This window comes from Streptomyces xiamenensis, assembly GCF_000993785.3.
GTDB lineage: Bacteria > Actinomycetota > Actinomycetes > Streptomycetales > Streptomycetaceae > Streptomyces > Streptomyces xiamenensis.
This window is the reverse complement of record NZ_CP009922.3, coordinates 5,061,512-5,085,817: the sequence shown is the minus strand read 5'-3', so window position 1 is coordinate 5,085,817 and position 24,306 is coordinate 5,061,512. Positions and strand designations below refer to the sequence as shown.

Sequence of the window (24,306 nt, the reverse complement as noted above, 5' to 3'; positions counted from 1 at the left end):
AGTAGGCTGCTCGGCATGGCTGCTTGGGGGGTGGCGGGGTTCCGTCGCGTGGTGGGGCGCGGGCTCGGGCCCGTGGTGTCGCTGGCGTTGCTGGTGCCGATGGGGGTGGTGCTGTGGCGGGCGGAGCCGACGCGCGCCTGCTGGGACGTTCCGGAGGAGATCGCCGCGCTCGCCGATGACCCGCCGGCCGCCACCGCCCATCTCGACCCCGGCCCCGATACGGGCACCGGTACCGGAGCGGTGGCCGAACTGCTGGCGCCCCGGCACTGGGTCACCTGCGCCGGCCCGTCGGGCCCCGAACTGCTCGGCTCCATCCTGGTGGCCGCCACCACGGGCCAGACCGTGGACGATCAGGACGGTCCGGCCCTCGTGCACACCGAGGCCATGGCGTCCGTGCTGTACGACATCGTGGAGGTGCTCGGCGCGCCCGGGGTCGGCGCGGTCGCGCCCCCGCGCCTGCGGTCCTGGGGCGGCCCCGGCCCCGCCGTCCCCGACGGCCTGGAGCCCTATGTGGCCACGGCGCTGGCCGCCTATGTGACGGACCTGGCCGATCCGCTGGAGAGCGGGCTGCCGCTGCGGGCCGTGGCCGACGGCCGGACGGGCGAGGCCCGGTCCCTGTTCCCCCTCATCGGTACCGACCTGGTCGAGGTCGACGCGGACGACGGGACGCCCCTCCAGTCCTGGCATGCCGCGCTGCCCACCCTCGTGGAGCGGATCGCGTCCCACCCGCGGGCCTTCGCCATCCTGCACGACGCACACCGGGCCTACGCCGCGCATTATCTGGACCATCTGACGGTGGCCGGCAGCGGTGAGCTGGTGGCCGGTGTCGGCCTTCCGCCGGGCGCGGCCGCCTTCGACGTCCTCCCGGAGATGACCACCGGCCTCGCGGAACTCGCCTATCTGCGCGGCCGGTTCTTCGAGGACGGCACCATCGGGGACCCCGCCGCGTTCGACGCCGCCGTGCGTGAACACAGCCGGGGAACCTATCTCGCCGTCGCCGATCCGCCCGCCCTGCCGGTGGCCACCGGTGATCTGGCACGCCGTGCCCCCGCCGCCGAGGCCGGCGACGTGCCGGTCCTGGAGGGGCGGGAGCACCTGCTGAGCGTGCTGGAGCGGTGGGCGGAGCTGCGCGGGCTCCCCGAAGCCGAGCGGGTCCCGCTGCGTGCCCTGCTGAGATACGGCTTCACGCGCGGCCTGAACTGGACGCAGTGGAGCTGGACCTACTCCTGAGCGGCCGGCAGCACGGGCGGCTCGCAGCCGCGCCGTCCGGCCTGGTCGATGGCGAAGGCGGTCACGATCGCCCGTAGCTGCTCCCGGGTGAGTATCAGGGGCCCCTCCGCCCCGGCACGTGCCTGGAAGTACGCGAACTCACCGTCACAGGTGGTGAAGGCGTTCGCCTGCACGTCATCCGCCCGGGGCTGCCACCGCTCGGACAGCAGGGCGTGCGGCCTGTCGGGCTGCTCCTCGTCGATCCACCCCGACCAGTTCCGTATCAGGTTCTCGGACTCCGCCCGGGAGCTGTAGGAGGCGTGGACCACCAGTGTGTCGTCGCCCGCTCCGAAGGGCACCGCACAGACCCCGAACGGGCCATGGTCAGGGGCGGCCTCCTGGACGCGCCAACCGCCGTCCGGGGCATCCGGCGGCAGCTCCGGCAGGAGCACGGTGCACGCGGAGTCCGGTGCCAGCAGGGCCGCCGGGACGCCGTCGTCATGGCGGCGGATCGGGTCCTCGGGAAACGGCAGGGACGGCTCACCGCAGCCGAGCAGCCCCGAGGCGGTGTTGGCGGCGCTCACGGCCGCGCGCAGCATCTCCTCGTCGTGGCCGCGGGCCCGCTGGGTCTCCAGGCTCACCAGCAGGCCGCGCTCCGGCGCTGCGCAGGGCGGCAGCAGCACGATCCGTGACGTCGTCCGTGATTCCTCGAAGAGCAGCCCGGGCAGTGCCTGCGGCAACATCGCCCAGCGGGTCGAGGGCTCCCAACTCACGGCCCCGAGCAGCGCGACGTCCATGTCCTCGGGTCGGCTGGTCACCGACAGACTCAGCCACTCCTCCTCCCCACCCACGCTCTCGCGCAGCAGGGTGCAGGTGAGCCGGTGCAGTTGCGGGGTGTGGGCGAGGCGCTGGGAGCGGACCTCGTCCCAGCCGGACATGGCGCTCAGCCCTGCGCGGGGCAGGAGCCCCGCGCAGGGCTGGAGACGGACGGCGTCGGCGGCGGAGTACCGTCCGCCGGTGCCGGTCTGCAGGCCGGCGAGCAGGATCACCACCAGGCCGAGCGTGATCCAGCGTTCCCGTGCCCAGCGGCTTATTTCCCGTACGCGTCCCATGGCCCCGCCCCCGATGCGGCCTCGTGTCCCGTCCCCGACCTGCCTCAGTGTGCCCTCCGCCACGGGACGCTGACGCTCCGGGGTGGCCGGTGGCGTGCTTCGATGGGGGACATGATCGATGAACAGCTCGCCCTGAAGGTGGAAGAGGCCATCCGCACCGTCGCCGCCGAGGAGATCATGCCGCGCTGGCGACGGCTCGCCGCCCATGAGGTGGAGACCAAGTCGGCGCCGCACGATCTGGTCACCGTCGCGGACCGCCGGGCCGAGGAGCGGCTGACGGAGATACTGGCGCAGTTGCTGCCGGGGTCCGTGGTGGTGGGCGAGGAGGCGGTGGCGGCCGACCCGGCCGTGTACGGGGCGCTGGCCGGTGACGCGCCGGTGTGGATCGTCGACCCGGTGGACGGGACGCGGCAGTTCGTGGAGGGGGACGAGGGCTTCTGCACGCTGGTGGGGCTGGCTCACCGGGGGGTGCTGGAGGCGTCGTGGACGCACGCTCCGGCGCTCGCGCTCACCGCGCACGCCCGGCGCGGGGTGGGGGCGTTCGTGGACGGGGAGCGGGTGTTCGCGGGTTCGCCCGAACCGGGCAGGCCGCTGACGGTGGCGCACGCGCACCCGAACTACACGTCGGAGGAGGAGAAGCGGGTGCTGGCCCGGCTGGAGGTGGCGGGGGTCGCGCCGCGCGAGTGCGGTTCCGCCGGCCTGGAGTACGTCCGTGTCGCCCGTGGCGAGCTGGACGCGGTGGCGTTCAACTGGGAGTCGGCCTGGGACCACGCGGCGGGGCTGCTGATGGTGCTGGAGGCGGGAGGGACGCACGAGACGGTGGCGGGGGTTCCGTTCGCGATCGCGGGCGGCAACGCGCTGCCGTTCACCGCGGCGCGGGACGAGCTGACGGCGCGGCGTATTCTCTCCTTGCTCAACGGAGCGTGAACTCACCGGCGAGGGGAGCCGTAACGTGCCGACCATGCGGGACGCGGTGGTGGTGGGAGCCGGCCCGAACGGGCTGACCGCCGCCGTGGAACTGGCCCGACGGGGGATCTCCGTCGAGGTCTTCGAGGCCAAGGAGACGGTGGGCGGCGGGTCGCGCACCGAGGAGCTGACGCTGCCGGGCTTCCGGCACGACCCCTGCTCGGCGGTGCATCCGATGGGCGCGGGGTCACCGGCGTTCAAGGCGATGCCGCTGGAGCGGTACGGCCTGGAGTGGCTGCACGCGGAGCTGGCGCTGGCGCACCCGTTCCCGGACGGCAGTGCGGCGGTCCTCGCCCGGGAGGTGGGGGTGACGGCGGCCTCGTTCGGGCCGCGCGACGCGGAGGCGTACCGGCGGCTGATGGCCCCGTATCTGGGCCGGTGGGACGCGCTGGCCGGGGACTTCCTGAAGGTGCCGTGGGACGGGCTGCCCCAGGGGCCGCTCACGCTGGCGCGGTTCGGGCTGACGGGTATCCAGCCGGCGGCGTGGGTGGCACGGACCCGGTTCAGGGACGAGAAGGCGCGGGCGCTGTTCCACGGTCTGGCGGCGCACGTGATCTCGCCGGCCGCCACGACGCCGGCGACCTCGGCGATCGCGATGGTGTTCGCGCTGGCGGCGCACGAGGGCGGCTGGCCGATCGCCCGGGGCGGCTCGCAGTCGATCGCGGACGCGCTGGCGGGTTATCTGGCGGCGCTGGGCGGCACCGTGCACACGGGGGTCGAGGTGCGGCGGCTGGACGAGCTGCCGCCGGCCAGGGCGTACATCTTCGACACCTCCCCCACGGCGATGGCGCGGATCGCGGGCCTGGGGCAGGCGTATCCGCGGTTCCGTTACGGGGCGGCCTCGTTCAAGATCGACTTCGCGATGGACGGTCCGGTGCCGTGGACGGCGCCGGAGGCGCACCGCGCCGGGACGGTGCATCTGGGGGCGACCAGCGCGGAGATCGAGACGGCGCTGCGGGCGGCCACGGTGCGGGGGGAGGGACCGGAGGTGCCGTTCATGATCACCTCGCAGCCCACGCTCCTGGACCCGTCCAGGGCGCCGGCCGGCAAGCACGTCTTCTGGGCGTACGGCCATGTGCCCAACGGCTGGGACGGGGACCTGACGGAGGCGCTGGAGGCGCAGATCGAGCGGTTCGCGCCGGGGTTCCGGGACCGGGTGCTGGCGCGTGCGGTGGCGGGCCCGGCCGAGCTGATGCGGCGCAACGCCAACTATGTGGGCGGGGACACCGCGTGCGGGGCGTTCAGCGGCCTGCAGACGATGTTCCGCCCGCGTCCGGCGTGGTCCCCGTACACCACCGCGCATCCGGCGGTCTTCCTGTGCTCGCAGGCAGCCTGGCCGGGGCCCGGGGTGCACGGAATGTCGGGGCACAACGCGGCGAAGGCCGTGTGGCGGCGGCTGCGGCAGCGCTGAGGGGACGGACGGGGCGGCCCGGTGGCCGCCCCGTCGCCTCACTGGTCCTGCGGCGGGTTCTCGGGAGGCCGGCCCGTGCCGTCCTGCCGGTCGAGCACATTGCCGGCGGTCCGGCGCAGCCGCCAGTGCCGTGGCCCGCGGGCGCGCTCCTCGACGGCCTCCCCGACCATCGTGCGTACGGCCTCGCGCAGCCCGTGCAGCGGCATGTGCCGGGGGGCTCCGGCTCCGGGGTCGGTGCGCAGTTCGGTCACCAGCGCCCAGCACATCGCGAGCATGACCACCACGAACGGCAGCGCCACCAGGATGGTGCCCGAGCGCAGGGCGTCCAGGCCGCCGGCCACCAGCAGGACGGCGGCCACCGCGCCCATCAGCACACCCCAGGCGACGACCAGCCATTTGCGCGGGTGGAGGGCGCCGCGGCTGGTGAGGGAACCCATCACCAGGGAGGCGGAGTCGGCGCTGGTGATGAAGTAGAGCATCACCAGGATCATCGCGACGAAGGCGGTGAGGGTGCCCAGCGGCAGCGCGTCCAGCAGGGCGAACAGGGCCGATTCCTCACCATTGTTGTTCACCTCACCGGTCAGGTCGGCGCCGCCGGTGGAGTCGATCCGCAGGGCGCTGCCGCCCAGGATCGAGAACCAGAGGACGGAGGCGCCGGAGGGGATGAGCAGCACCCCGATGAGGAACTCCCGGATGGTGCGGCCCCGGGAGATCCGGGCGATGAAGGTGCCGACGAAGGGCGCCCAGGACATCCACCAGGCCCAGTAGAAGATGGTCCAGGTGCCCAGCCACTCCTCGTTGCCGAACGCCCCGGTGCGCGAGGAGAGCACCAGCAGTTCTTCGAGGTAGACGCCGACACCGGCCGGTACGACGCCCAGGATGTACACGGTGGGTCCGACGACGAAGATGAACAGCGCCAGCGAGATGGCCAGCACGATGTTGATGTTGCTGAGCCATTTGACGCCCTTGTGCAGTCCGCTGGAGGCGGAGATGACGAAGGCGGCGCCGAGCGCGCCGATGATGATCATCCGCAGGGTGAGGGTGTCGTCGATCTCGGTGGTGATGTTGAGGCCTTTGGAGACCTGGAGGGCGCCGAGTCCCAGGCTGGTGGCGGTGCCGAAGACGGTGGCGAAGACGGCGAGCAGATCGATGAGCCGGCCGGGCCAGCCGGCGCTGAGCCGGGAGCCGATGAGCGGGACGAAGACGGCGCTGATCTGGTTGCCGCGCCCCTTGCGGAAGGTGGCGTACGCGAGGCCGAGTGCGGCGACACCGTAGATGGCCCAGGGGTGCAGTGTCCAGTGGAAGAAGGAGTACTCGAGGGCCGCGCGGGCCGCTTCGGGGCTGCCGGGCTCGATGTCGCCGAAGGGGGGTGGGTCCGCGAAGTGGAGCAGGGGTTCGCCCACGCCGAAGAACATCAGGCCGATGCCCATGCCGGCGGCGAACATCATGGCGATCCAGGACAGGGAGGAGAACTCCGGCTCGTCGTCGTCGCGGCCGAGCCGGATCCGGCCGAAGCGGCTGAAGGCGATGACGAGACAGGTCACCAGGAAGACGTTGCCGGCGATGATGAACAGCCAGGAGAAGTTCCCGAGGACCCAGTTCAGGGAGTGGTCGGTGACGGAGGAGAAGTTGTCCTTGCCGAACGCCGCCCAGGCCACCACCCCGAGGACGGCGGCCATCCCCATGACGATGACCGTGGCGTCGGGTGGCGGGTCGGGCCGTCTCCGCTCCCCTGTCCCGGCGTCCGGGGGCTGGGGTGGGGAGTGCGCATCCGTGGTCATAGTGCACCACTATGTGGTGAATCGCCGCGTTCACCCGGTCGGCACGCCGCGATGTGACCGTCCCGGCAGCGGACAGGCATGGTCCCCGGCGGCGCACGGCGGGTAGGGTCGCCCGGGCATGACCGCCCGGACAACATGCACCGAAGCGACCACAACAGGGGCAGAACATGGCTCAGACGCCGCGCGTACTCATCGCCGCGGACAAGTTCAAGGGCTCACTCACCGCGGCGGAGGTCGCCGCCCATGTGGCGGTAGGGCTGCGCCGGGCCAGGCCCGGCGTGACGGTGGAGGCCCTGCCGGTGGCCGACGGGGGCGACGGTACGGTCGCGGCAGCCGTGGAGGCCGGGTTCACGCTCCACGAGGTGGAGGTGACGGGCCCGCTGGGCACTCCGGTGACCGCCGCGTTCGCGATGCGCGGCACGACCGCGATCGTGGAGATGGCCGAGGCGTCGGGGCTGCGGCATCTGCCGCCCGGGGTCTTCGCGCCGCTGATCGCCACCACCTTCGGCACCGGCGAACTGCTGAGCGCGGCGCTGGACACGGGTGCGCGCACCATCGTGCTGGGGGTGGGCGGTTCGGCCACCACGGACGGCGGGGCCGGAATGCTGGTGGCGCTGGGGGCGAAGCTGCTGGACGCGGACGGCGACCCGCTGGCGTACGGAGGCGGGCCGCTGCGTGAGCTGGTGAGCGCCGATCTGACCGGGCTCGACCCGCGGTTGAAGGACACCGACATCATTCTGGCCAGCGATGTCGACAATCCGCTGACCGGTCCGCAGGGCGCGGCGGCGGTGTACGGGCCGCAGAAGGGCGCGGACGCGCAGGCCGTCGAGGCGCTGGACGCGGCGCTCGGTCACTTCGCCGAGGTGCTGGGCCGTACCGATCTGGCCGGCGCGCCGGGCGCGGGCGCGGCGGGCGGCGTGGGCTACGGCGCGCTGCTCGGCCTGAACGCCGTCTTCCGGCCCGGTATCGAGGTGCTGCTGGAGGTGCTGGGCTTCGCAGCGGCGCTGGAGCGGGCCACGCTGGTGATCACGGGCGAGGGTTCGCTGGACGAGCAGACCCTGCGCGGCAAGGCACCGGCGGGTGTGGCGGCGGCGTGCCGCGCGGCGGGCCGCCCGGTGGTCGCGGTGTGCGGCCGGCTGGCCATCGACGCCGCGAGCCTGCGGGCGGCGGGCATCGAGCGGGCGTACCCGCTCTCGGCGCTGGAGCCCGATCCCGCCACCTCGATGCGCAACGCGGGCCCGCTGCTGGAGCGCGCGGCGGAACAGCTGGCCCGGGACCAGCTGTAACCGCCGCGCGCGATCGCCGGATTCAGCCGGACCGTACCCGCCCCGCCCGGGGCAGCAGGGCGAGACCGGCCGCGAACACCGCGGCCGACACCGCCCAGGCGACCTCGTCCCCGGGCGGCATCAGGAGCACCGTCCAGGGGTAGGGGTGGCCGATGCTGCTGTACCCGACGAGGGTGATCAGCACGAGCCACAGCACGGGTACGGCGCCGGCCGCGCGGTCGTCGGCGAGGCCCCGGGCCAGCAGCATCAGTCCGCACAGGAACAGCAGGGTGCGGCCGGTGGCCGCCAGGGGCGGGAAGTCCAGCCACTCGGCGAGGCGATACCCCAGCGGCGCGGCCGGTGCGACGGCGGCGGCGCACAGCGCCATGTCGTACCGCCACGTGCGCCGTACGCCCGTGCGCTCCTGGCCGTGCAGCCCTTTGCCGAGGCAGTGCAGCAGGGTGAGAACGATCAGCAGCGGTACGAACAGCGCCAGCGCGGTGGCGGGCGGCGAACCGGAAAGCCCCGGCAGCGGCACCCGGCGGCCGTTCAGGAGCACGAGGCCGAGCGCGTACAGCGGGAGCGCGAGGGCGAGCAGCCACAGCTGCCGGGCCCGGGCCCAAAGCATCACATGACCTCCGGAACGCAAGTGGTCAGCGGCTTCTTGAGCCCCTGGAACCAGGCCTGTTGTTCCGCGGCGGGAAGCTTGCGGATCTCCTCGGCCACGGCGAGGGTCTCCTCCTCGTACCGGTCGTAGGTGCGCGGCGCGCCGGCGGTGAGCCACAGCCAGGCTCGCGCCACCTGCTCCGCCTCCCAGTCGGTGGCCATGTCGAAGGGGCAGCGGGCATGCGGCGGCAGCGGGCTGTGGGCGATCGATATCCGGTGCTGCTCGTCGGTCAGGTGGGGGTAGGAGTGGAAGAGCCAGGTGTTTGCGGGCAGCGGCGCCCGCTCGGACTGCATGACGATCCGCTCCGGGACGGTGAACCCGGCCGCGGCCAGCAGCGGCACGACCTCGTCGGCGGCCTGCCGGGCGCCGGGCAGCGTCGCGCGGAACTCGGGCGGCACACAGACGGCGGGTGCCTCCCCCGCGCACACGGGGGTGACGGCGCGCGGCACCGTCGGGGGTGGTACTCCCAGTCCGCGACGATGGCGTACGCGCCCAGGGCGGCGGCGGCGACGCAGCCGGCCGCGGCCGGCGCGCGGAGCGCCACGCCCCGCAGGGCCGGGGCGACCGCCGCCATGGTGCCGGCGATCAGGCCGAGAGCGAGCAGACCGGGGGCCGCCCAGCTGCCCACGGCGAAGGACTCCGTCACCTGGATCGAGCCGGACGGCAGGCCGTTGAGATAGCGCAGCGGCGGCTCCATCGCGCCGGGGAGGCCCATCCACAGATAGCTCGCCAGCAGCATCAGCGGGGTGGAGAGGAGGCCGGGCAGCAGGCTGCCGAGCAGAAACCCGACCGCGCTGTGGGAGGCGAGAACGAGGACACCGGTGAGCAGCATGGGCACGCTGGCGAGGTCGGGCACCGCACGCAGCTCCACCCACGCGGAGGCCAGCGACACGAGCAGGCCGGCGGCGCCCAGGAAGGCCACCGGGGCGAGGGCGTTGGCCGCGATCAGATAGCGGCCGCGCCCGTGCGGCAGCCGCCAGATCCCGGCCCGCCGCAGCCGCCACGCCTCCCAGGCCGCGCAGCCGGCGCAGGCGGCGGCGGGCACGAAGATCGCCTCCAGTGCGGAGTTGGCCGCGGCGGCCCCGTACCCCTGGACGGCGAACCGGGTCCGGTCCTCGGTCATGATCCAGGAGGCCAGCAGGGTCGGCAGCAGCGCCCAGGCGACGCTGGAGATCCGCAGCGAGGTCAGGAAGCGCATGCCGGCTCCGGTGCGGTGAGGGCGTGGAAGGCTTCCTCCGCGCGGCGGGCGGCGGGGGTGCCGGCCGGCGCGTGGTCGAGGAAGCCGGCGACGGGTCCGGTGAACAGCACCTCACCGGCGTCGAGTACGACGACCTGCTCGAAGTCGGTCTCGACGTCGGCCACGTCGTGGGTGGAGACGATGGCGTGCACGTGCGGGGGCAGCTGGTGCAGGACATCCTGGAAGACCCGGCGCTGGCGCAGGTCCAGCCCGGCGGTGGGTTCGTCCAGGAGCAGCACCTCGGCGTCGTGGACGAGGGCCTGGGCGATGGCGACGCGGCGCAGCTGTCCGCCGGACAGCTGGGTGGTCCGGTGGTCCGCGAACTCCTCCATCTCGACCTGGGCCAGCGCCCGCGGCGCCTGCCGCCGGGCGTCCCCCTGGCGCATGCCCTTGAGCCAGCCGGCGTAGGCGACCTGTTCACGGACGGTCAGTCCGGGCACCGGGCTCACCTGCTGCGGCAGCCAGGCGACCTGGCGCCGGTACGTGCGCAGATCGGCGCGGCGGTCGGTGCGCAGCGCGCCGTGCCGGACGTGGCCTGCCGCGGGCCGCAGGACGGTGGCGGCGAGGGAGAGAACCGTGCTCTTGCCAGCGCCGTTGACACCGAGGAAAACGGTGCGCCCGGTGGGGAAGGTGAAAGTGAGGTCGTGAAGGACGGGGCGGTTCCGGCGGTAGCCGAAGGCGCAGCCCTGAAAGGTGATCGGCATGATCACCAGACCTTATGATCAACCCGTCAATGCTTCAACACAAGCTGTACACAGGCGAGTTGATGACATGGAGGGCTCGGGTACACATCGTGGGAGCAGCGGCGAACCCGGCGGAGTCCCATCCTGGGTGCGGGTCCACGGCGATCGCCCGGTGGGCACCCCCGCCTCATCCGCCCCACCGCACGGCCGCGCAGATCGATCACGGAGGCGCTGGACGCCCCCGCCGGTACGGGCCCGCGCCGGTGAGGGCCCGGCCGGTCGTTCCCCGCCAGCCGGGGCCGCCGTCCCGCTCCGCGAAGCCCGGCGTGCCACGCTCGGCGGGGCCGGTCACCGTCCGCGGGGTGCGCGCCGTGCCTCGGCGGCCGCCCGTGTACGGGCGCGCCGGCGGTGGGCCGGGTCAGGGCTCGGTCGTGGAGACCACGTAGACGCGGGGGTTCTCGTCCTTGGTGATGTCCACCGTGATCGTCACCTCGGGCTCGGAGGCGGAGCCCGGGATCACCGTGCTCGCGAAGGTACGGCCCGGGTCGTCGAAGGACCAGCCGATCACGTCCGCCTGGCTGGGGGCGATGGCGATGGTGCCCTCCCGCAACGCCGCCCGCTCGGTACCGGCCTCCTCCAGGAAGACCGCCAGCTGGCCGGGCGTGGTGCGGAACTGCACGTACATCGTGCTGCGCTGCCAGGCGTTGGTCTCGTAGTAGCCGACATAGGTGGAGCCGTCCGGGATCGGGACGTCGTAGATCCGGCGCTGCACCTTGCTCGGCCACTCGTAGATCAGCGCCCGCGCGGACGCCGATCTGGCCTTGTCCTCGCCGCTCTCCCGGCTCTGCCACGCCGACATCGCGAGATAGCCCGCCGGGATAGCGATCAGCAGCACCACCACGATCGCCGTCAGCCAGCGGTGCCGGGGGCGGTGCGGCGGGCGCTCGGTGTCGGTCGCCGTGCTCATGAGCTGATCGACCACGATCGTGGCAGGCTCAGGTCGAAGCCGCCGCCCCGGTGGATGCGCTCCGCCCGGCGGCGGTTGGCGCGGCGGAAGCGGCGGGCCACCAGGCGGGCCAGGTCGGCGGCGCCGACCATGCCGGCGTCGGTGCCCAGCTGGGCCCGGACGATCCGGGCCTCCGGGCGGTAGCCGCGCCCGGTGAGCTGGCGGCGGAACGCGTCCCGCGCCGGTCCGATCAGCAGATCGTCCGCCTCGCTCACGCCTCCCCCGATGACGAAGCAGGACGGGTCGAGGGCTGCGGCGAGATTGGCGATGCCCACCCCCAGCCAGTGCCCGATGTCCTGGAGCAGCTCCACACACATCGCGTCGCCGTCCCGGGCCAGCTCGGTGATCATCGGCCCGGTGATCTCGCTGATCTGGCCGCTGACCCGCTCCAGCGTGTGGTGCGCCACCGGGGAGTCGGCGGCGGCCAGCTCGCGGGCCTCGCGCACCAGCGCGTTGCCCGAGCTGTACTGCTCCCAGCAGCCGCGGTTGCCGCACGGGCAGCGGTGCCCGCCCGGCACCACCTGCATGTGGCCGAACTCCCCCGCCACCCCGTACTGGCCCCGCTTGACCCGGCCGCCCTCCAGTATGGCGCCGCCGATACCGGTACCCAGCGTGATCATGACCAGCTGGTCCTGGCCGCGCCCGGCGCCGAAACGCCACTCCGCCCAGGCGGCGGTGTTGGCGTCGTTGTCCACCATGACCGGGACCGCCAGGCGCGCGGTCAGCGCATCACGCAGCGGCTCGTTGCGCCACGCCAGGTGCGGGGCGAACAGCACCTTGGAGCGGTCGGCGTCCACCCACCCGGCCGCGCCGATGCCCACCGCGTGCACATCGTGCCGGTCGGACAGGTCCAGCACCAGCTCGGCGATGGTGTCCTCGACGACCTTGGGGCTCTTGGACTTGTCCGGGGTCTCGGTGCGCACCCGCTCCAGCACGGTCCCGTCCGCGTCCACGACCCCGGCCATCACCTTCGTGCCGCCGATGTCGATACCGACGGTGGGCACCCTGGGCGCCGACAGATGCGAGCGGCGCTCACGGGTGGCGATGGTGCGCAGCACCGTAGCCCTCGCCGATGACCGGTGCACTCGCTCACGGTAGGTACTCATCGGCTTGATTCTGCCTTACCGCGCCCTAGGCGGCGTCCGTGGGATCTCCCCGCCGCAGTTCGTGCCCCAGCTCCGCCAGCTCCGCGCCGCCCGCCATCTGCCGGGTCAGCTCGTCCAGGGTGATCTCGTCCGCCCGGTGGCTGCCGGCCATCGTGCCGCGCTTGAGCAGCACGAACCGGTCCGCCACCAGATGGGCGTGGTGCGGGTTGTGGGTGATCAGGACGACGCCCAGGCCCGCGTCGCGGGCGGCGGCCACGTACCGCAGGACGACTCCGGCCTGCTTGACACCGAGCGCGGCGGTCGGCTCGTCCAGCACCAGCACGCGGGCGCCGAAGTGCACGGCGCGGGCGATGGCCACGCACTGCCGCTCACCGCCGGACAGAGTCCCGATCGGCTGGTCCACGTCCCGCAGGTCGATGCCCATCCGCGCCAGGGCCGTACGGGTGGTGGCGCGCATGGTCGCCACGTCCAGGCGGCGCAGCGGGCCGCGGCCCTTCACCGGCTCCGAGCCGAGGAAGAAGTTACGCCAGATGGGCATCAGCGGAACGACGGCGAGGTCCTGGTAGACGGTGGCGATACCGCGGTCCAGGGCATCGCGCGGTGAGCCCAGGTGCAGCTCGGTGCCCTCCAGGCGGTACGCGCCGGAGTCGTGCCGGTGCAGCCCGGAGATGATCTTGATGAGGGTGGACTTGCCGGCGCCGTTGTCCCCCAGGACACAGCTCACCCGGCCCGCCTCGACCGTCAGCGAGACCTCGGTGAGCGCCCGGATGTTGCCGTACAGCTTGCTGACCCGCTCCAGCTCCAGCAGAGGTGCGTGGTCCGTCATGGGGTGGCCTCCGCCCGCTTGCGGATCCAGGCGTTCAGCAGCGTGGCCAGCAGCAGCATCGCGCCCAGGAAGAACTTGAACCAGTTGGGGTCCCACTGGGCGAAGACGATGCCCTTGTTGGTCATCCCGAAGATGAACGCGCCCACCGCGGCGCCGATCGCCGAGCCGTAGCCGCCGGTGAGCAGACAGCCGCCGATGACGGCCGCCGCGATGTAGATCAGCTCGTTGCCGATGCCCTCGCTGGACTGGATGACGTCGTAGCTGAAGAGCAGGTGCTGCCCGGAGATCCAGGCGGCGAACGCCACGCCCAGGTAGAGGCCGATCTTGGTACGGGTCACCGGGACGCCGACCGCGCGGGCCGCCTCGGGCGCTCCGCCGACCGCGAAGATCCAGTTGCCGGCACGGGTGCGCAGCAGGATCCAGGTGGCGAGGGCGATCAGGCCCAGCCACCACAGGACGGTGACGTTGATGCTGGCGCCGCCCACCTCGTAGCGGGCGGCGAAGACGGAGCGGGCGGAGTCGAAGCCGTCCATGTCGCCGATGCTGCGGGTGGTGACGGTGCCGCTGATGACCTTGGTCAGGCCCAGGTTGATGCCGGTGAGCATCAGGAAGGTGCCCAGCGTGATGATGAACGAGGGCAGCTTGGTGCGCACCAGCATGAGGCCGTTGAACAGGCCCACGGCGAGGGTGACCAGGAGCGAGACCCCCACGCCGACCCACACGTTCGCGGTGAGCTGGTAGCTGACCATCGAGGAGACCAGCGCCGAGGAGGTGACCAGCACCCCGGTGGACAGGTCGAACTCGCCGCCGATCATCAGCAGCGCCACCGGGACGGCCATGATGCCGATGGTGGAGGACGCGTAGACGATCGTGGACAGCGAGCCGAGCTTCAGGAAGCTGTCGGCGACGATCGCGAAGAAGACGAACAGGGCGGCGGCGCCGATCACCGCGCCCAGTTCGGGGCGGCCCAGCAGCCTGCGCGGCATCGAGCGGCGTATGAGGCGGTCGTCCCCGTCCGGGCGGCCTGCTGCGGGCGGCGGGGTGGCGGCGGTCGTGGTCTCGGTCACCGGGTGCCTCGCTGGGCGTACTCGATCAGGGCCTCGGCCTCGTCCTGGGTCACGATCTGCGGTCCGGTGAGGACCGGCTCGCCGCCGCCGAGCATGTTGCCGTTGGTCAGGTGCAGCCACAGCAGGTCGACCGACTCGTACCCCTGGAGGTAGGGCTGCTGGTCCACGGCGAAGGCGATGGAACCGTCCTGGAGGCCGACCGCGACCTGGGCGTTCAGGTCGAAGGTGACGATCTCGGCGTCGCTGCCGGCCTGCTTGGCCGCCTTGGCGGCCACCGGCGCGAACGGGGCGCCGAGGGTGATGACGGTGTCGAGCGAGGGGTCCGTGATCAGCTGGGCCTCCAGGGTGGACTCCACCGCGGGCATGTTGGTGCCGTCCGCGTAGAGGTTCTCCACGCTCCCCTCGAACGTGTTCCGGACACCGTCGCAGCGCTGTTCGTGGCCGACATTGCCCTGCTCGTGGAAGAGGCAGACGGCCTTGGTGGCGCCGCGTTCGTTCAGCTGCTCGCCGACCGCCTCGCCGGCCAGCACCTCGTCCTGGCCGATGTGGGCCAGCGCACCGTAGCCGGCCGAGACCTCCTGGCCGGAGTTGACCGTGATCACCGGGATGCCGGCGGCGACGGCACGCCGTACGACGTCCTCCATGGCCTCCGGCTTGGCGAGGGTGACGATCAGCCCGTCGACGCCCTGGTCGATGGCGGTCTGCACCAGCTGGGCCTGCTGCCCGGCGTCGCTGTCGTGGGAGTAGAGGAAGTTGACGTTGTCCTTCTCGGCCGCCACCTCGGCACCGCTGCGCACGATGTCCCAGTAGGTGTCGCCGTCGCCGGAGTGGGTGACCATGGCCAGGGTGTAGCCGCCCGCGCCGGTACCGGCGGCGCTCCCGCCGCCACCACCGCCGCCACCACCGGAAGCGGTGCCGGCGTCCGCGGTGGGATCGGCGTTCTCCGCCCGCCGGCCGCCCGTGGAACTGCATCCGGCCGTCGCCAGCAGAATCGAGGTGAGCAGCAGCACGGCGGTGACGGCCCGGCCCGTGTGCCTGCCTCTTCGTCGGCTCATCCGCACCTCACCACGCGGCCCCGTCTCCTTCATCGTCTGTTTCATCCGGCATGTATCCGGCTGGGAGTCCCGAGCAAGTATCCGCCACGCCGTCCGGAACGGTACCGGCGGGATCCCGCCATGCGCATGCCCGCCTCCGCAGCCGCCCTCACGCGGGCGGGGAGTCCCCGGGGAGCAGGCGGTTCACCAGGGCCTCGATCAGCTCCCGCTCGCGGAGGCCGGCGAGCCGCTTGAGCTCGTGGACGGTGAAGATGACCGGCGCCCGGGGTGCGGCGGGCATGAACCGGTGAGCCGGCGCGGGCGCCTTCTCCGGCTCGGGCCGCACCATGACGCGGGTGCTGCGTGCCACCCAGGCGCCGGGGCGGTGCCAGGCACGTCCGGGGGGTGGAGAGGGGCCGGTCGGTGCGACGTCGTCGAGCGTTCCGGCGGCGACGGTGACGGCGGGAATCCGTGCTCTTTGGCCGCGGAAGGCCCGCCGTCACCCACCTGGCGGGCATCCGCGTCGCCCGCATTCCGCTGACCCGTCCGACGACCCGGCCGGGCCGGTGATCACCCCGCCCGGTGCACCGGCGGCTTCCAGCGGACCGGGAGCCGTACCGGGCCGCGGACCAGGGACCCGTCCCGCCAGGCGACCGCCGCCGGATGGATGTCCAGGGTGAGGTCGGGGACCCGGTCGAGCAACAGGGCACGCAGCGCGATCCGGCCCTCCATGCGGGCCAGCGGGGCGCCCAGGCAGTGGTGGATGCCGTGCCCGAAGGCGAGGTGGCCCCCGCTGTCGCGCCGCCTGATGTCGAACCGGTCCGGGTCGGCGAAGCGTTCGGGGTCCCGCCCCGCGTCGGCGATGGCCGGCAGCACCACTTCGCCGCCGCCCGGAATGACGGTTCCCGCGATCTCGTACGGCTCGCGGGTGAAGCGGTACGTGGGGGTGCTGATCGGGCCCTCGTACCGCAGGATCTCCTCCACCGCACCGTCCAGCAGGGTGGGATCCTCGCGCAGCAGGGCCAGCTGATCGGGGTGCTGGAGCAGCGTCAGCACGCCGTTGCCGATCAGATTGACGGTGGTCTCGTGTCCGGCGATCAGCAGCAGCCAGGCCATGCCGATGAGTTCGGCGTGCGTGAGCCGGTCGCCGTCCTCGTCGGCGGTGTGGATCAGCCCGCTCATCAGATCGTCGCCGGGATCCGCGCGTTTGGCGTCGATGAGCCCCTGGAGATAGCGGCTCATCAGCGATACGGTCTCCTGCTTGGCCTCCTGGTCGAGCGTGGCGCCGAGCAACTGGTTCGACCAGCCGCGGAACCGCTCGCGGTCCAGGGAGGGCACGCCCAGCAGTTCGCAGATCACGGTGATGGGCAGCGGGAAGCAGAACGCGTCCACCAGATCCGTGGCGCCGTCCGGAGCGGCCAGCATCGTGTCGAGGAGTTCGTCGGTGATGGCCTGGACGCGCGGTGCCAGGGCCGCCACCCGGCGCGGGGTGAACTCCCGCGCCACCAGGGCGCGCATCCGGGTGTGGTCCGGCGGGTCGGCGCCGAGCATGTGGGTGGCCGGGGAGACCCTGGCGCCGCGCAGCCGCGGGTGGGCGTACTGCCACTGCTTGGTGAGCCGGCTGTCGGACAGCACGGCGCGGGCGTGCCGGTGGCCGACCACCAGCCAGCCGTCCGTGCCCTCGGGGAAACGCACGTGGTGGACGGGGCCGCGTTCGCGCAACGCGGCGAAGACGGCGTACGGATCGCGGGTGAAGTCGGCGCCCACGGCCTGCTGATCGACGAGATCGATGACGTCATCGTCTGGGGTCATGCCTGAGACTTCACTGTCGCACACGGCCGTAAACGTTTTTTCCGGCCGGAGTGACAGCGCCGGGGCGCCGCGCAGATGTGGGGTACGCGGGCCCCGGCGCCGTCTGTGGGGGGACGGCGGTTCCAGGGGTACGGCCCGGTTCAGCAGCCGTAGTTGATCAGGCGGAAGGAGGCGTAGTGGTCGGCGGTGTAGTAGTCCTCGCGCGTGGAGTTCCCGGTGACGATGCGCCGGGCACCGCGCGTGCTGCTGCCGGGCGTGATGACCGTGTACTCCTTGTAATACCCACTCGACTGGGGCGGCAGCAGTCCTTCACGGTTGTAGAAGGTCGTGCCGTCCTGTGGGAAGGGGTACGGGCCGCCGCGGGCGATGAGGTTGAGGGTGTCGTACGCCTGGGCCGGCAGCGCGCTGTAGCAGACGTTGCCCACGGCGGTGGGGGCGATGTCCGACGCGGTGGGGGTGGTGGGGGGTGTGGGGGAAGCGGTGGCGCCGGCCGTGGCAGCGCCGCCGATGAGCAGCCCGGTGGCCAGGGCACCCATGGCACCGGTCCGGACGATCCTGGAGATGAGGTTCATGCCCATGCCAATAGTGTGACGCGCGTAGCGTGACGGCCGTCAACCTCGCCTGCCGTAATTTTCCCAGGAGTTCACAAGCGGGCCGGGCAACTTCACAGCATCTCCCGGTCAGGTGAGCGAACCGTACAGACGGAGCCTGGCGACACCGCCGTCCGGGAAGACATCGAGCCGGGCGTGAGTGGCGGCCGGCGCGCCGGACAGGACGAACCGGTGCACGGAGTCCGGCAGCAGCGCCGTACGCGGCAGCGCCTCACGCCACTCCCCCGTCTCCCCCTCCCGGACCGAAAGCGCCGCGTGGCCGGGCGCGTTGCCCTTGTAACAGCCCGTGTCGATCTCCACAGCACGCACCACGGACCGCCCGGCGAGCCGGTAGCGCACCCAGTCGTGCCCGTCGTCGCGGCGCCGCCGGGTCTCCCAGCCCTCGGCCATGGTGCGTGAGCGGCCGGGGGTGATGGTGTTCAGCGGCGAGGAGTAGAAGCGGTCGGAGGCGTCCTCGGCGAACCCGCCGTTCTCCAGCGCCACCAGGTCGAACGTGCCCAGGGCGGCCAGCCACGCCGGGTCGGGCCGGACCTCGCCGAACACCCGCAGCCGCGCGATGCCGCCGTCGGGATACTGCCGCAGCCGCAGATGCGTGAACCGCCTCCCCCGGGCGGCGGCGTCGACCGCGAAGACGTTGGCGGCGTGCCCGCCCACCTCGGTGCGCGGTACCAGATCGGTCCACCGGGTGGAGCCGGCGAGCAGCGTCGCCGCGTCCGGATGCCCGTCGACCTCGGCGGCCTCCACCCGGACGGCCTGCGGATGGTTGCCCCGGAAGTGGGCGGTGTCCACCAGCACTCCGTGCACCACACCGGGCGCGCCGAGCCGGATCAGCGCCCAGTCGTGCTCGCCGGGGACGGCGGTGCGGCGGCGCCGGGACTCCCAGCCGTCCATGATCTTGCCGCGGACGCCGAAGGCCGCCGGGTCGAAGTGGGCCGGCTCCGGGGCGAGCAGATGATCGCGTTCGGCGAAGAACTCGTCGGAGGCCGCCAGGACGGTGCCACCGATCCGCCGGTCGGCGAGGTCGGCCAGATCGGTGAACGGCAGCGCGGCCGGGTCGGGGGCGCGGTAGTCGGCGTACGGGTCGCCGCCGGCGTACGGGGCGGCGGGGCCGGTGAAGTGGACGGGGTTCATGGGGTGACGGTGCTCCTCACGGGGATGTCGGCCGGTTCCCGGGGACGTTCGATGAGCTCTCCGGTTCGGGCCAGGACACGGCCGCGCACGGCGATGAGTTCGCCGCGCAGCCAGGTCTCCCGTACCACCCCGTGCAGGGTGCGGCCGGCGTAGGCGGTGACGGGGTTGCGGTGGTGCAGGGCAGTGGGGTCGACGGTGAAGGCGGCCTCGGGGTCGAGCACGGTGAGGTCGGCGTCCATGCCGGGGGCGAGCGCGCCCTTGCGGTCGCTCAGACCGGCCAGTCGGGCCGGTCCGGCCGCCATCCAGCGGGCGACGTCGGCCAGGCCGTGCCCGCGGGCCCTGGCGGCGGTCCACACGGCGGGGAGGGTGAGCTGGAGCGAGGAGATCCCGCCCCAGGCGGCGCCGAAGTCGGGCACCTTGAGGTCGGCGGTGGACGGTGAGTGGTCGGAGACGACGGCGTCGATGGTGCCGGCGGCGAGCGCGGCCCACAGCGCGTCCTGGTTGGCGGTGTCCCTGATGGGCGGGCAGCACTTGAACTCGGTGGCTCCGTCGGGGATCTCCTCCGCGCTGAGGGTGAGGAAGTGCGGACAGGTCTCGACGGTGACCCGCGCTCCCCCGGCGCGGGCGGCGGCGATGGCGGGCAGGGCGGTCGCGGCGGAGAGATGGAGGATGTGGATGCGGGCGTCGTAGCGGCGGGCGAGGGTCAGCAGCAGCTCGACGGCGGCGTGTTCGGCGGCGGGCGGGCGGGAGGCCAGGAAGTCGGCGTACCGGCGGCTGCCGTCCGGCGCGGGCGCGGCGGCGAGGTGGTGCGGGTCCTCGGCGTGCACGATGAGCAGCGCGCCGAGGGCGGCGGTCTCGCGTACGGCGGCCTCCAGCGCCACCGGGTCCAGGTGCGGGAACTCCTCGACGCCGGACGGCGACAGGAAGCACTTGAACCCGAACACCCCGGCGGCGTGCAGCGGCGCCAGCGAGCCGAGGTTGCCGGGCACCGCCCCGCCCCAGAAGCCGACGTCGACGTGGGCCTGTTCGCGCGCGGTGGCGCGTTTGACCGCGAGGGCGGCCGGATCGGTGGTGGGCGGCAGGCTGTTGAGCGGCATGTCCACGAGCGTGGTGATGCCGCCTGCGGCCGCCGCCGAGGTGGCTGTGGTGAAGCCCTCCCAGGCGGTGCGGCCGGGGTCGTTGACATGGACGTGGGTGTCCACGAGCCCCGGCAGCAGGGCGGCGTCGCCGTAGTCGCGCAGCACGGCGCCGGGGGCGAGGGCGGCGGCGTGGTCCCGTACGGCACGGATCCGCCCGCCGGCCACCTCCACGGCGGCGGGCCGTACTCCGTCGGGCAGGACGACGCGGGTGGAGCGCAGCACGAGACCGGGACCGGTGCGCACACCGGTGACGCCGGGCATCCGGGGGACAGCGGACAAGGGGCATCCCTTCGCCGTGGCCTGCTTCAACGCTTTGTTGAAGAGATCTTCGGCGGGCCCGGGCGGCGCGTCAAGGACGGGTAGGCTGCGGTCATCGGCTGGGAAAGGAACGCGACGTGCCGCCGTCCGACGTGCGCAAGCCCTCCGCCAACAGTGGCGGGGTCCAATCCCTCGAACGGGCTTTCGGCCTCCTTGAGCACATGGCCGACGCGGGCGGAGAGATCGGACTGAGCGAGCTGGCCACCACCAGCGGGCTGCCGCTGCCCACCATCCACCGCCTGATGCGGACGCTGGTGAGCTGCGGATACGTACGGCAGCAGGCCAATCGCCGTTACGCGCTGGGCCCGCGGCTGATCCGGCTGGGCGAGAGCGCCGCGCGCCCGCTGGCCACCTGGGCGCGCCCGCAGCTGGCCCGGCTGGTCGAGGAGACCGGCGAGACCGCGAACATGGCGCTGCTGGACGGCGACGAGGTGGTGTACGTGGCGCAGGTGCCCTCGCGGCACTCGATGCGGATGTTCACGGAGGTGGGCCGCCGGGTGCTGCCGCACACCACCGGGGTGGGCAAGGCGCTGCTGGCGGATCTGCCGGAGGATCAGGTGCGGGCCCTGCTGGCGCGCACCGGGATGCCGGCCTCGACGGAGCGGACGATCACCACGCCGGAGGCGTTCGTGGCGGCGCTGCGCACGGTGCGGGAGCGGGGCTACGCGGTGGACGACAACGAGCAGGAGATAGGAGTGCGGTGCATCGCGGTGCGCGTCCCGGACTCCCCGACCGCGACCGCCATCTCCATCTCGGGCCCGGCGGGGCGGGTGACGGAGCACTCGACGGAGCGCTTCGCCCCGATCCTGAGAACGGTGGCCGCCGAGCTGTCGTCGGCGCTGGCCGGTCCGTAAACCGGTAGATCGGGATGACCCGATCGGCTGACAACATCACGCAGGATCGATTCGCCTTCGCACCCGGTCCGTAGCGTTCGGATGGGTCGCTTGCCCGCGACCGACCGACCGCCCAGACTACGGAGGAGGTGTCCCGTGACGACCGCTCTCGCTAGTGAGGTCCCAGTGAACACTCCCGATGAGGACTTCGACGAGGCTCTGTGGCAGGCGTGGAGTTCCCTGGATCTCCCCGAGGGCTATCGCGCAGAGATCATTGAGGGGACCATCGAGGTGTCACCCGCCGGAAGCGTCGACCACGGCGAAGTCATCAACAATGTGCGGGACGCTCTCGCTCCCCATCTGGCGGACACCGGCTTCCGGGTCCGGAACGACATGAACATCCGCCACGACGGGGGACTGTGGATTCCCGACCTCTTCGTCGCTCCCCGCAATGTCTCCGCGTACAGGACGAAGGGAGGCGCCGCCCTCCTCGCCGAGTGCGTGGAACTCGTCGTCGAAGTGGTCTCGCCAGGTCACGACGGCATCAGTCGCGACCGTACCCGAAAGCGTCGCGGCTACGCCCGGGCCGGGATCCCCGTCTATGTCATCATCGACGGCCACGATGAGGGGGGCGTGGTCAGCATTCTGACGGATCCCAAACCCACCGAGGGCCTGTACACCGACGAGATGCGGATCCCCTTCGGCACGGATGCCGTGATCCCGCAAGGGCCGGCCAAGGGATTCGCCATCACCGAATCCCTCACCAGCCCCACCGAGTGACCCTGACCCGCCCCACCGTGAGCCGGCGTCCAGACATGAACGGTGTCGTCGGTGTCCTGCTCGCCGCGGGCGGTGGTCGGCGGCTTGGCGGGGGCGGCAAGGCGCTGCTGCGCGTCGGAGGGCTGCCGCTGGTGGAGCGGGGGGTGCGGGCGCTGCGGGACGGGGGGTGCCGGCCGGTGGTGGTTGTCCTGGGGGCGCGCGGAGATGAGGTGCGGCGGCTTCCGGCGCTGCGCGACGCCGTGCTGGCCGACAACCCCGACTGGGAGACGGGGATGGGTTCCTCCCTGCGCGCCGGGCTCGACGCCGTCACCGCCGCCGGCGGGGCGGCTGCCCTCGTCACGCTCGTGGATCAGCCCGGCATCGGGGCCGCGGCCGTCGCACGGGTGCGCGCCGCCCACCGGTCCGCCGCCACGCTGGCCTGTGCCGCGTACGGGGGGCGGCGCGGGCATCCGGTGCTCCTCGGCGCCGATCACTTCGCCGGGGTACGGGCCGCCGCGGTCGGCGACCGGGGCGCCCGGGACCATCTGCGGTCCCACGCGGCCACACTCACGCTCGTCGAGTGCGGCGACATCGCCGACCCCGCCGACATCGACACCCCCGGCGATCTGGCGGCGTTCGAGAGACGTCATTGAGGTTCCGCGATGAGGAAACTAGTATCCGTTTTCCACGCTGGGAGCTCGTCGAAGGAGTGAATGCCATGGCCGTCACGGCTGTTGTCGACCGGCAGGAGGAGGTGCTGACCGGCGAAGCCCTGGCCTTCCTCACCGAGCTGCACCGCAGGTTCACCCCCCGGCGGGACGAACTGCTCGCCGCGCGGGCCGAACGGCGGGCCGAGATCGCCCGCACCGGCACGCTCGACTTCCTGCCCGAGACCGCCCACATCCGGCAGGGCGAGTGGCAGGTCGCACCCGCCCCCGAGGCGCTGCTGGACCGGCGGGTGGAGATCACCGGCCCCACCGACCGCAAGATGACCGTCAACGCCCTCAACTCGGGGGCGCGGATCTGGCTCGCCGACTTCGAGGACGCCTCCTCCCCCACCTGGGCGAATGTGATCGGCGGTCAGCTCAGCCTCGCCGACGCCTACCGCCGCCGCATCGACTTCACCGACGAGCGCGGCAAGCACTACGCGCTCAAGCCGGAGGCCGAGCTGGCCACGGTCGTGGCGCGCCCGCGCGGCTGGCATCTGGACGAGCGTCATCTCGTCCTGGACGACCGCCCCGTGCCCGGCGCGCTGGTCGACTTCGGCCTGTACTTCTTCCACAACGCGGAACTGCTGCTCGAACTCGGCAAGGGCCCGTACTTCTACCTCGCCAAACTGGAGTCGCACCGCGAGGCACGGCTGTGGGACGACGTGTTCACCTTCGCCGAGGAGTACATCGGCATCGACCGCGGCTCGATCCGGGCCACCGTCCTCATCGAGACGATCACCGCCGCGTTCGAGATGGAGGAGATCCTCTACGAACTGCGCGCGCACGCCTCGGGCCTGAACGCCGGACGCTGGGACTACCTCTTCTCCCTCATCAAGAACTTCCGGGACGCCGGCCCCGCGTTCGTGCTGCCCGACCGCAACGCCGTGACGATGACGGCCCCCTTCATGCGCGCCTACACCGAACTGCTGGTGCGCACCTGCCACAAGCGCGGCGCCCACGCGATCGGCGGCATGGCGGCGTTCATCCCGGCCAAGGACGCCGAGGCGAACGCCGTCGCCTTCGACAAGGTCAAGGGCGACAAGGACCGCGAGGCCGCCGACGGCTTCGACGGCTCCTGGGTGGCGCACCCGGGCCTGGTGCCGGTGGCCCGGGCGTCCTTCGACGCCGTTCTCGGGGACCGTCCGCACCAGAAGGACCGGCTGCGCGAGGACGTGAAGGTGAGCGCGGCCGATCTGCTGGACATCGGCTCGCTCGATGCACGCCCCACCGAGGCCGGAGTGCGCAACGCCGTGCAGGTGGGCACCCGTTACCTGCAGTCCTGGCTGGCGGGCCGGGGCGCGGTCGCCGTCTTCAACCTCATGGAGGACGTCGCCACCGCCGAGATCTCCCGCTCGCAGCTGTGGCAGTGGATCGACGCGGGCGTGGAGCTGGCGGACGGGCAGCGGGTCACCCGCGACTACGTGCGGACGGTCGCCGGTCAGGAACTGGCCGCCATCCGCGAGGAGGTGGGCGAGGAGGGCTTCGCCTCGGGCGGCTGGCAGCGGGCCTTCGATCTGCTGCTGCGCATCGCCCTGGACGAGACCTACGTGGACTTCCTGACGCTGCCCGCCTACGAACTGCTCGACTGACGCCCGCTGTTGCGGATATCGCTTGGCGGGCACA

At 72.6% G+C, this 24,306-nt stretch carries 23 protein-coding genes; 8 read left to right on the top strand and 15 right to left on the bottom strand.

Features of this window, described 5'->3' with window-relative positions; genetic code table 11:
• The first annotated feature begins 15 nt into the window (after positions 1–15).
• Positions 16–1,230, top strand: coding sequence for a hypothetical protein (locus SXIM_RS23440; protein WP_148236156.1), 1,215 nt, complete (start codon positions 16–18; stop codon positions 1,228–1,230).
• On the opposite strand, the gene SXIM_RS23435 is transcribed toward SXIM_RS23440, so the two are convergent.
• A complete protein-coding gene (locus SXIM_RS23435) occupies positions 1,221–2,321 on the bottom strand; it encodes a hypothetical protein (protein ID WP_148236155.1) in 1,101 nt (366 codons plus the stop codon). The genes SXIM_RS23440 and SXIM_RS23435 overlap by 10 nt on opposite strands.
• A gap of 111 nt (positions 2,322–2,432) precedes the next feature.
• On the opposite strand from SXIM_RS23435, the gene SXIM_RS23430 reads away from it, so the two are divergent.
• Positions 2,433–3,248, top strand: coding sequence for an inositol monophosphatase family protein (locus SXIM_RS23430; RefSeq protein WP_107047003.1), 816 nt, complete (start codon positions 2,433–2,435; stop codon positions 3,246–3,248).
• 25 nt (positions 3,249–3,273) lie between these two features.
• Positions 3,274–4,698 carry a phytoene desaturase family protein gene (locus tag SXIM_RS23425; RefSeq protein ID WP_046725054.1) on the top strand — a complete coding sequence of 475 codons (1,425 nt, stop codon included), beginning with the start codon at positions 3,274–3,276 and terminating at the stop codon, positions 4,696–4,698.
• A 38-nt stretch (positions 4,699–4,736) separates the two neighbouring features.
• On the opposite strand, the gene SXIM_RS23420 is transcribed toward SXIM_RS23425, so the two are convergent.
• Positions 4,737–6,479 carry a BCCT family transporter gene (locus SXIM_RS23420; protein WP_030730670.1) on the bottom strand — a complete coding sequence of 581 codons (1,743 nt, stop codon included), beginning with the start codon at positions 6,477–6,479 and terminating at the stop codon, positions 4,737–4,739.
• 167 nt (positions 6,480–6,646) lie between these two features.
• Between SXIM_RS23420 and SXIM_RS23415 the strand changes: the two genes are divergently transcribed.
• Positions 6,647–7,765, top strand: coding sequence for a glycerate kinase (locus SXIM_RS23415; RefSeq protein WP_046725053.1), 1,119 nt, complete (start codon positions 6,647–6,649; stop codon positions 7,763–7,765).
• A 22-nt stretch (positions 7,766–7,787) separates the two neighbouring features.
• Here SXIM_RS23415 and SXIM_RS23410 read toward each other — a convergent pair whose 3' ends face one another.
• The 13 genes from SXIM_RS23410 to allB form a co-directional block, all read right to left on the bottom strand.
• A complete protein-coding gene (locus SXIM_RS23410) occupies positions 7,788–8,372 on the bottom strand; it encodes a hypothetical protein (RefSeq protein WP_052385178.1) in 585 nt (194 codons plus the stop codon).
• Complete coding sequence (locus tag SXIM_RS23405; RefSeq protein ID WP_425473475.1) at positions 8,372–8,809, bottom strand: DUF7224 domain-containing protein; 438 nt, start codon at positions 8,807–8,809, stop codon at positions 8,372–8,374. Before SXIM_RS23405 ends, SXIM_RS23410 begins: the two co-directional genes overlap by 1 nt.
• Positions 8,810–9,596: 787 nt before the next feature.
• Positions 9,597–10,352, bottom strand: coding sequence for an ATP-binding cassette domain-containing protein (locus SXIM_RS23395; RefSeq protein ID WP_030730659.1), 756 nt, complete (start codon positions 10,350–10,352; stop codon positions 9,597–9,599).
• Positions 10,353–10,749: 397 nt separating this feature from the next.
• A complete protein-coding gene (locus SXIM_RS23390; protein WP_052385237.1) occupies positions 10,750–11,298 on the bottom strand; it encodes a hypothetical protein in 549 nt (182 codons plus the stop codon).
• Positions 11,295–12,443, bottom strand: coding sequence for an ROK family glucokinase (locus SXIM_RS23385; protein ID WP_030730656.1), 1,149 nt, complete (start codon positions 12,441–12,443; stop codon positions 11,295–11,297). Before SXIM_RS23385 ends, SXIM_RS23390 begins: the two co-directional genes overlap by 4 nt.
• A gap of 25 nt (positions 12,444–12,468) precedes the next feature.
• Positions 12,469–13,269: an ATP-binding cassette domain-containing protein gene (locus SXIM_RS23380; protein WP_030730653.1), complete on the bottom strand. Its 801-nt coding sequence runs from the start codon at positions 13,267–13,269 to the stop codon at positions 12,469–12,471.
• Positions 13,266–14,255: an ABC transporter permease gene (locus SXIM_RS23375; RefSeq protein ID WP_246156987.1), complete on the bottom strand. Its 990-nt coding sequence runs from the start codon at positions 14,253–14,255 to the stop codon at positions 13,266–13,268. Before SXIM_RS23375 ends, SXIM_RS23380 begins: the two co-directional genes overlap by 4 nt.
• Before the next feature lie 77 nt (positions 14,256–14,332).
• Complete coding sequence (locus tag SXIM_RS23370) at positions 14,333–15,391, bottom strand: sugar ABC transporter substrate-binding protein (protein ID WP_046725049.1); 1,059 nt, start codon at positions 15,389–15,391, stop codon at positions 14,333–14,335.
• 148 nt (positions 15,392–15,539) lie between these two features.
• Positions 15,540–15,740 (bottom strand): hypothetical protein, encoded by a 201-nt coding sequence (locus SXIM_RS27685; protein WP_046725048.1) that lies wholly within the window; start codon positions 15,738–15,740, stop codon positions 15,540–15,542.
• A gap of 200 nt (positions 15,741–15,940) precedes the next feature.
• Positions 15,941–17,182: a cytochrome P450 family protein gene (locus tag SXIM_RS23360; RefSeq protein ID WP_046725047.1), complete on the bottom strand. Its 1,242-nt coding sequence runs from the start codon at positions 17,180–17,182 to the stop codon at positions 15,941–15,943.
• Between the two features lie 140 nt (positions 17,183–17,322).
• Complete coding sequence (locus SXIM_RS23355; RefSeq protein ID WP_046725863.1) at positions 17,323–17,754, bottom strand: guanyl-specific ribonuclease; 432 nt, start codon at positions 17,752–17,754, stop codon at positions 17,323–17,325.
• A gap of 108 nt (positions 17,755–17,862) precedes the next feature.
• The gene (gene alc, locus SXIM_RS23350; protein WP_046725046.1) at positions 17,863–18,924 is read right to left on the bottom strand and encodes an allantoicase; all 1,062 of its coding nucleotides are present in this window, start codon (positions 18,922–18,924) and stop codon (positions 17,863–17,865) included.
• The gene (gene allB / locus SXIM_RS23345; RefSeq protein WP_046725045.1) at positions 18,921–20,324 is read right to left on the bottom strand and encodes an allantoinase AllB; all 1,404 of its coding nucleotides are present in this window, start codon (positions 20,322–20,324) and stop codon (positions 18,921–18,923) included. The genes alc and allB overlap by 4 nt, the downstream gene beginning before the upstream one ends.
• A gap of 134 nt (positions 20,325–20,458) precedes the next feature.
• On the opposite strand from allB, the gene SXIM_RS23340 reads away from it, so the two are divergent.
• From SXIM_RS23340 to aceB, 4 genes are all read left to right on the top strand, one after another.
• On the top strand, positions 20,459–21,235 hold the full coding sequence (locus SXIM_RS23340) for an IclR family transcriptional regulator (RefSeq protein ID WP_030730633.1): 777 nt from the start codon (positions 20,459–20,461) through the stop codon (positions 21,233–21,235).
• Between the two features lie 165 nt (positions 21,236–21,400).
• Positions 21,401–21,994, top strand: a complete 594-nt coding sequence (locus SXIM_RS23335) for a Uma2 family endonuclease (protein WP_246156924.1) — start codon at positions 21,401–21,403, stop codon at positions 21,992–21,994.
• A gap of 35 nt (positions 21,995–22,029) precedes the next feature.
• The gene (locus tag SXIM_RS23330) at positions 22,030–22,626 is read left to right on the top strand and encodes a nucleotidyltransferase family protein (protein WP_046725043.1); all 597 of its coding nucleotides are present in this window, start codon (positions 22,030–22,032) and stop codon (positions 22,624–22,626) included.
• Positions 22,627–22,691: 65 nt separating this feature from the next.
• Complete coding sequence (gene aceB / locus SXIM_RS23325) at positions 22,692–24,272, top strand: malate synthase A (protein ID WP_046725042.1); 1,581 nt, start codon at positions 22,692–22,694, stop codon at positions 24,270–24,272.
• Positions 24,273–24,306: the final 34 nt, after the last annotated feature.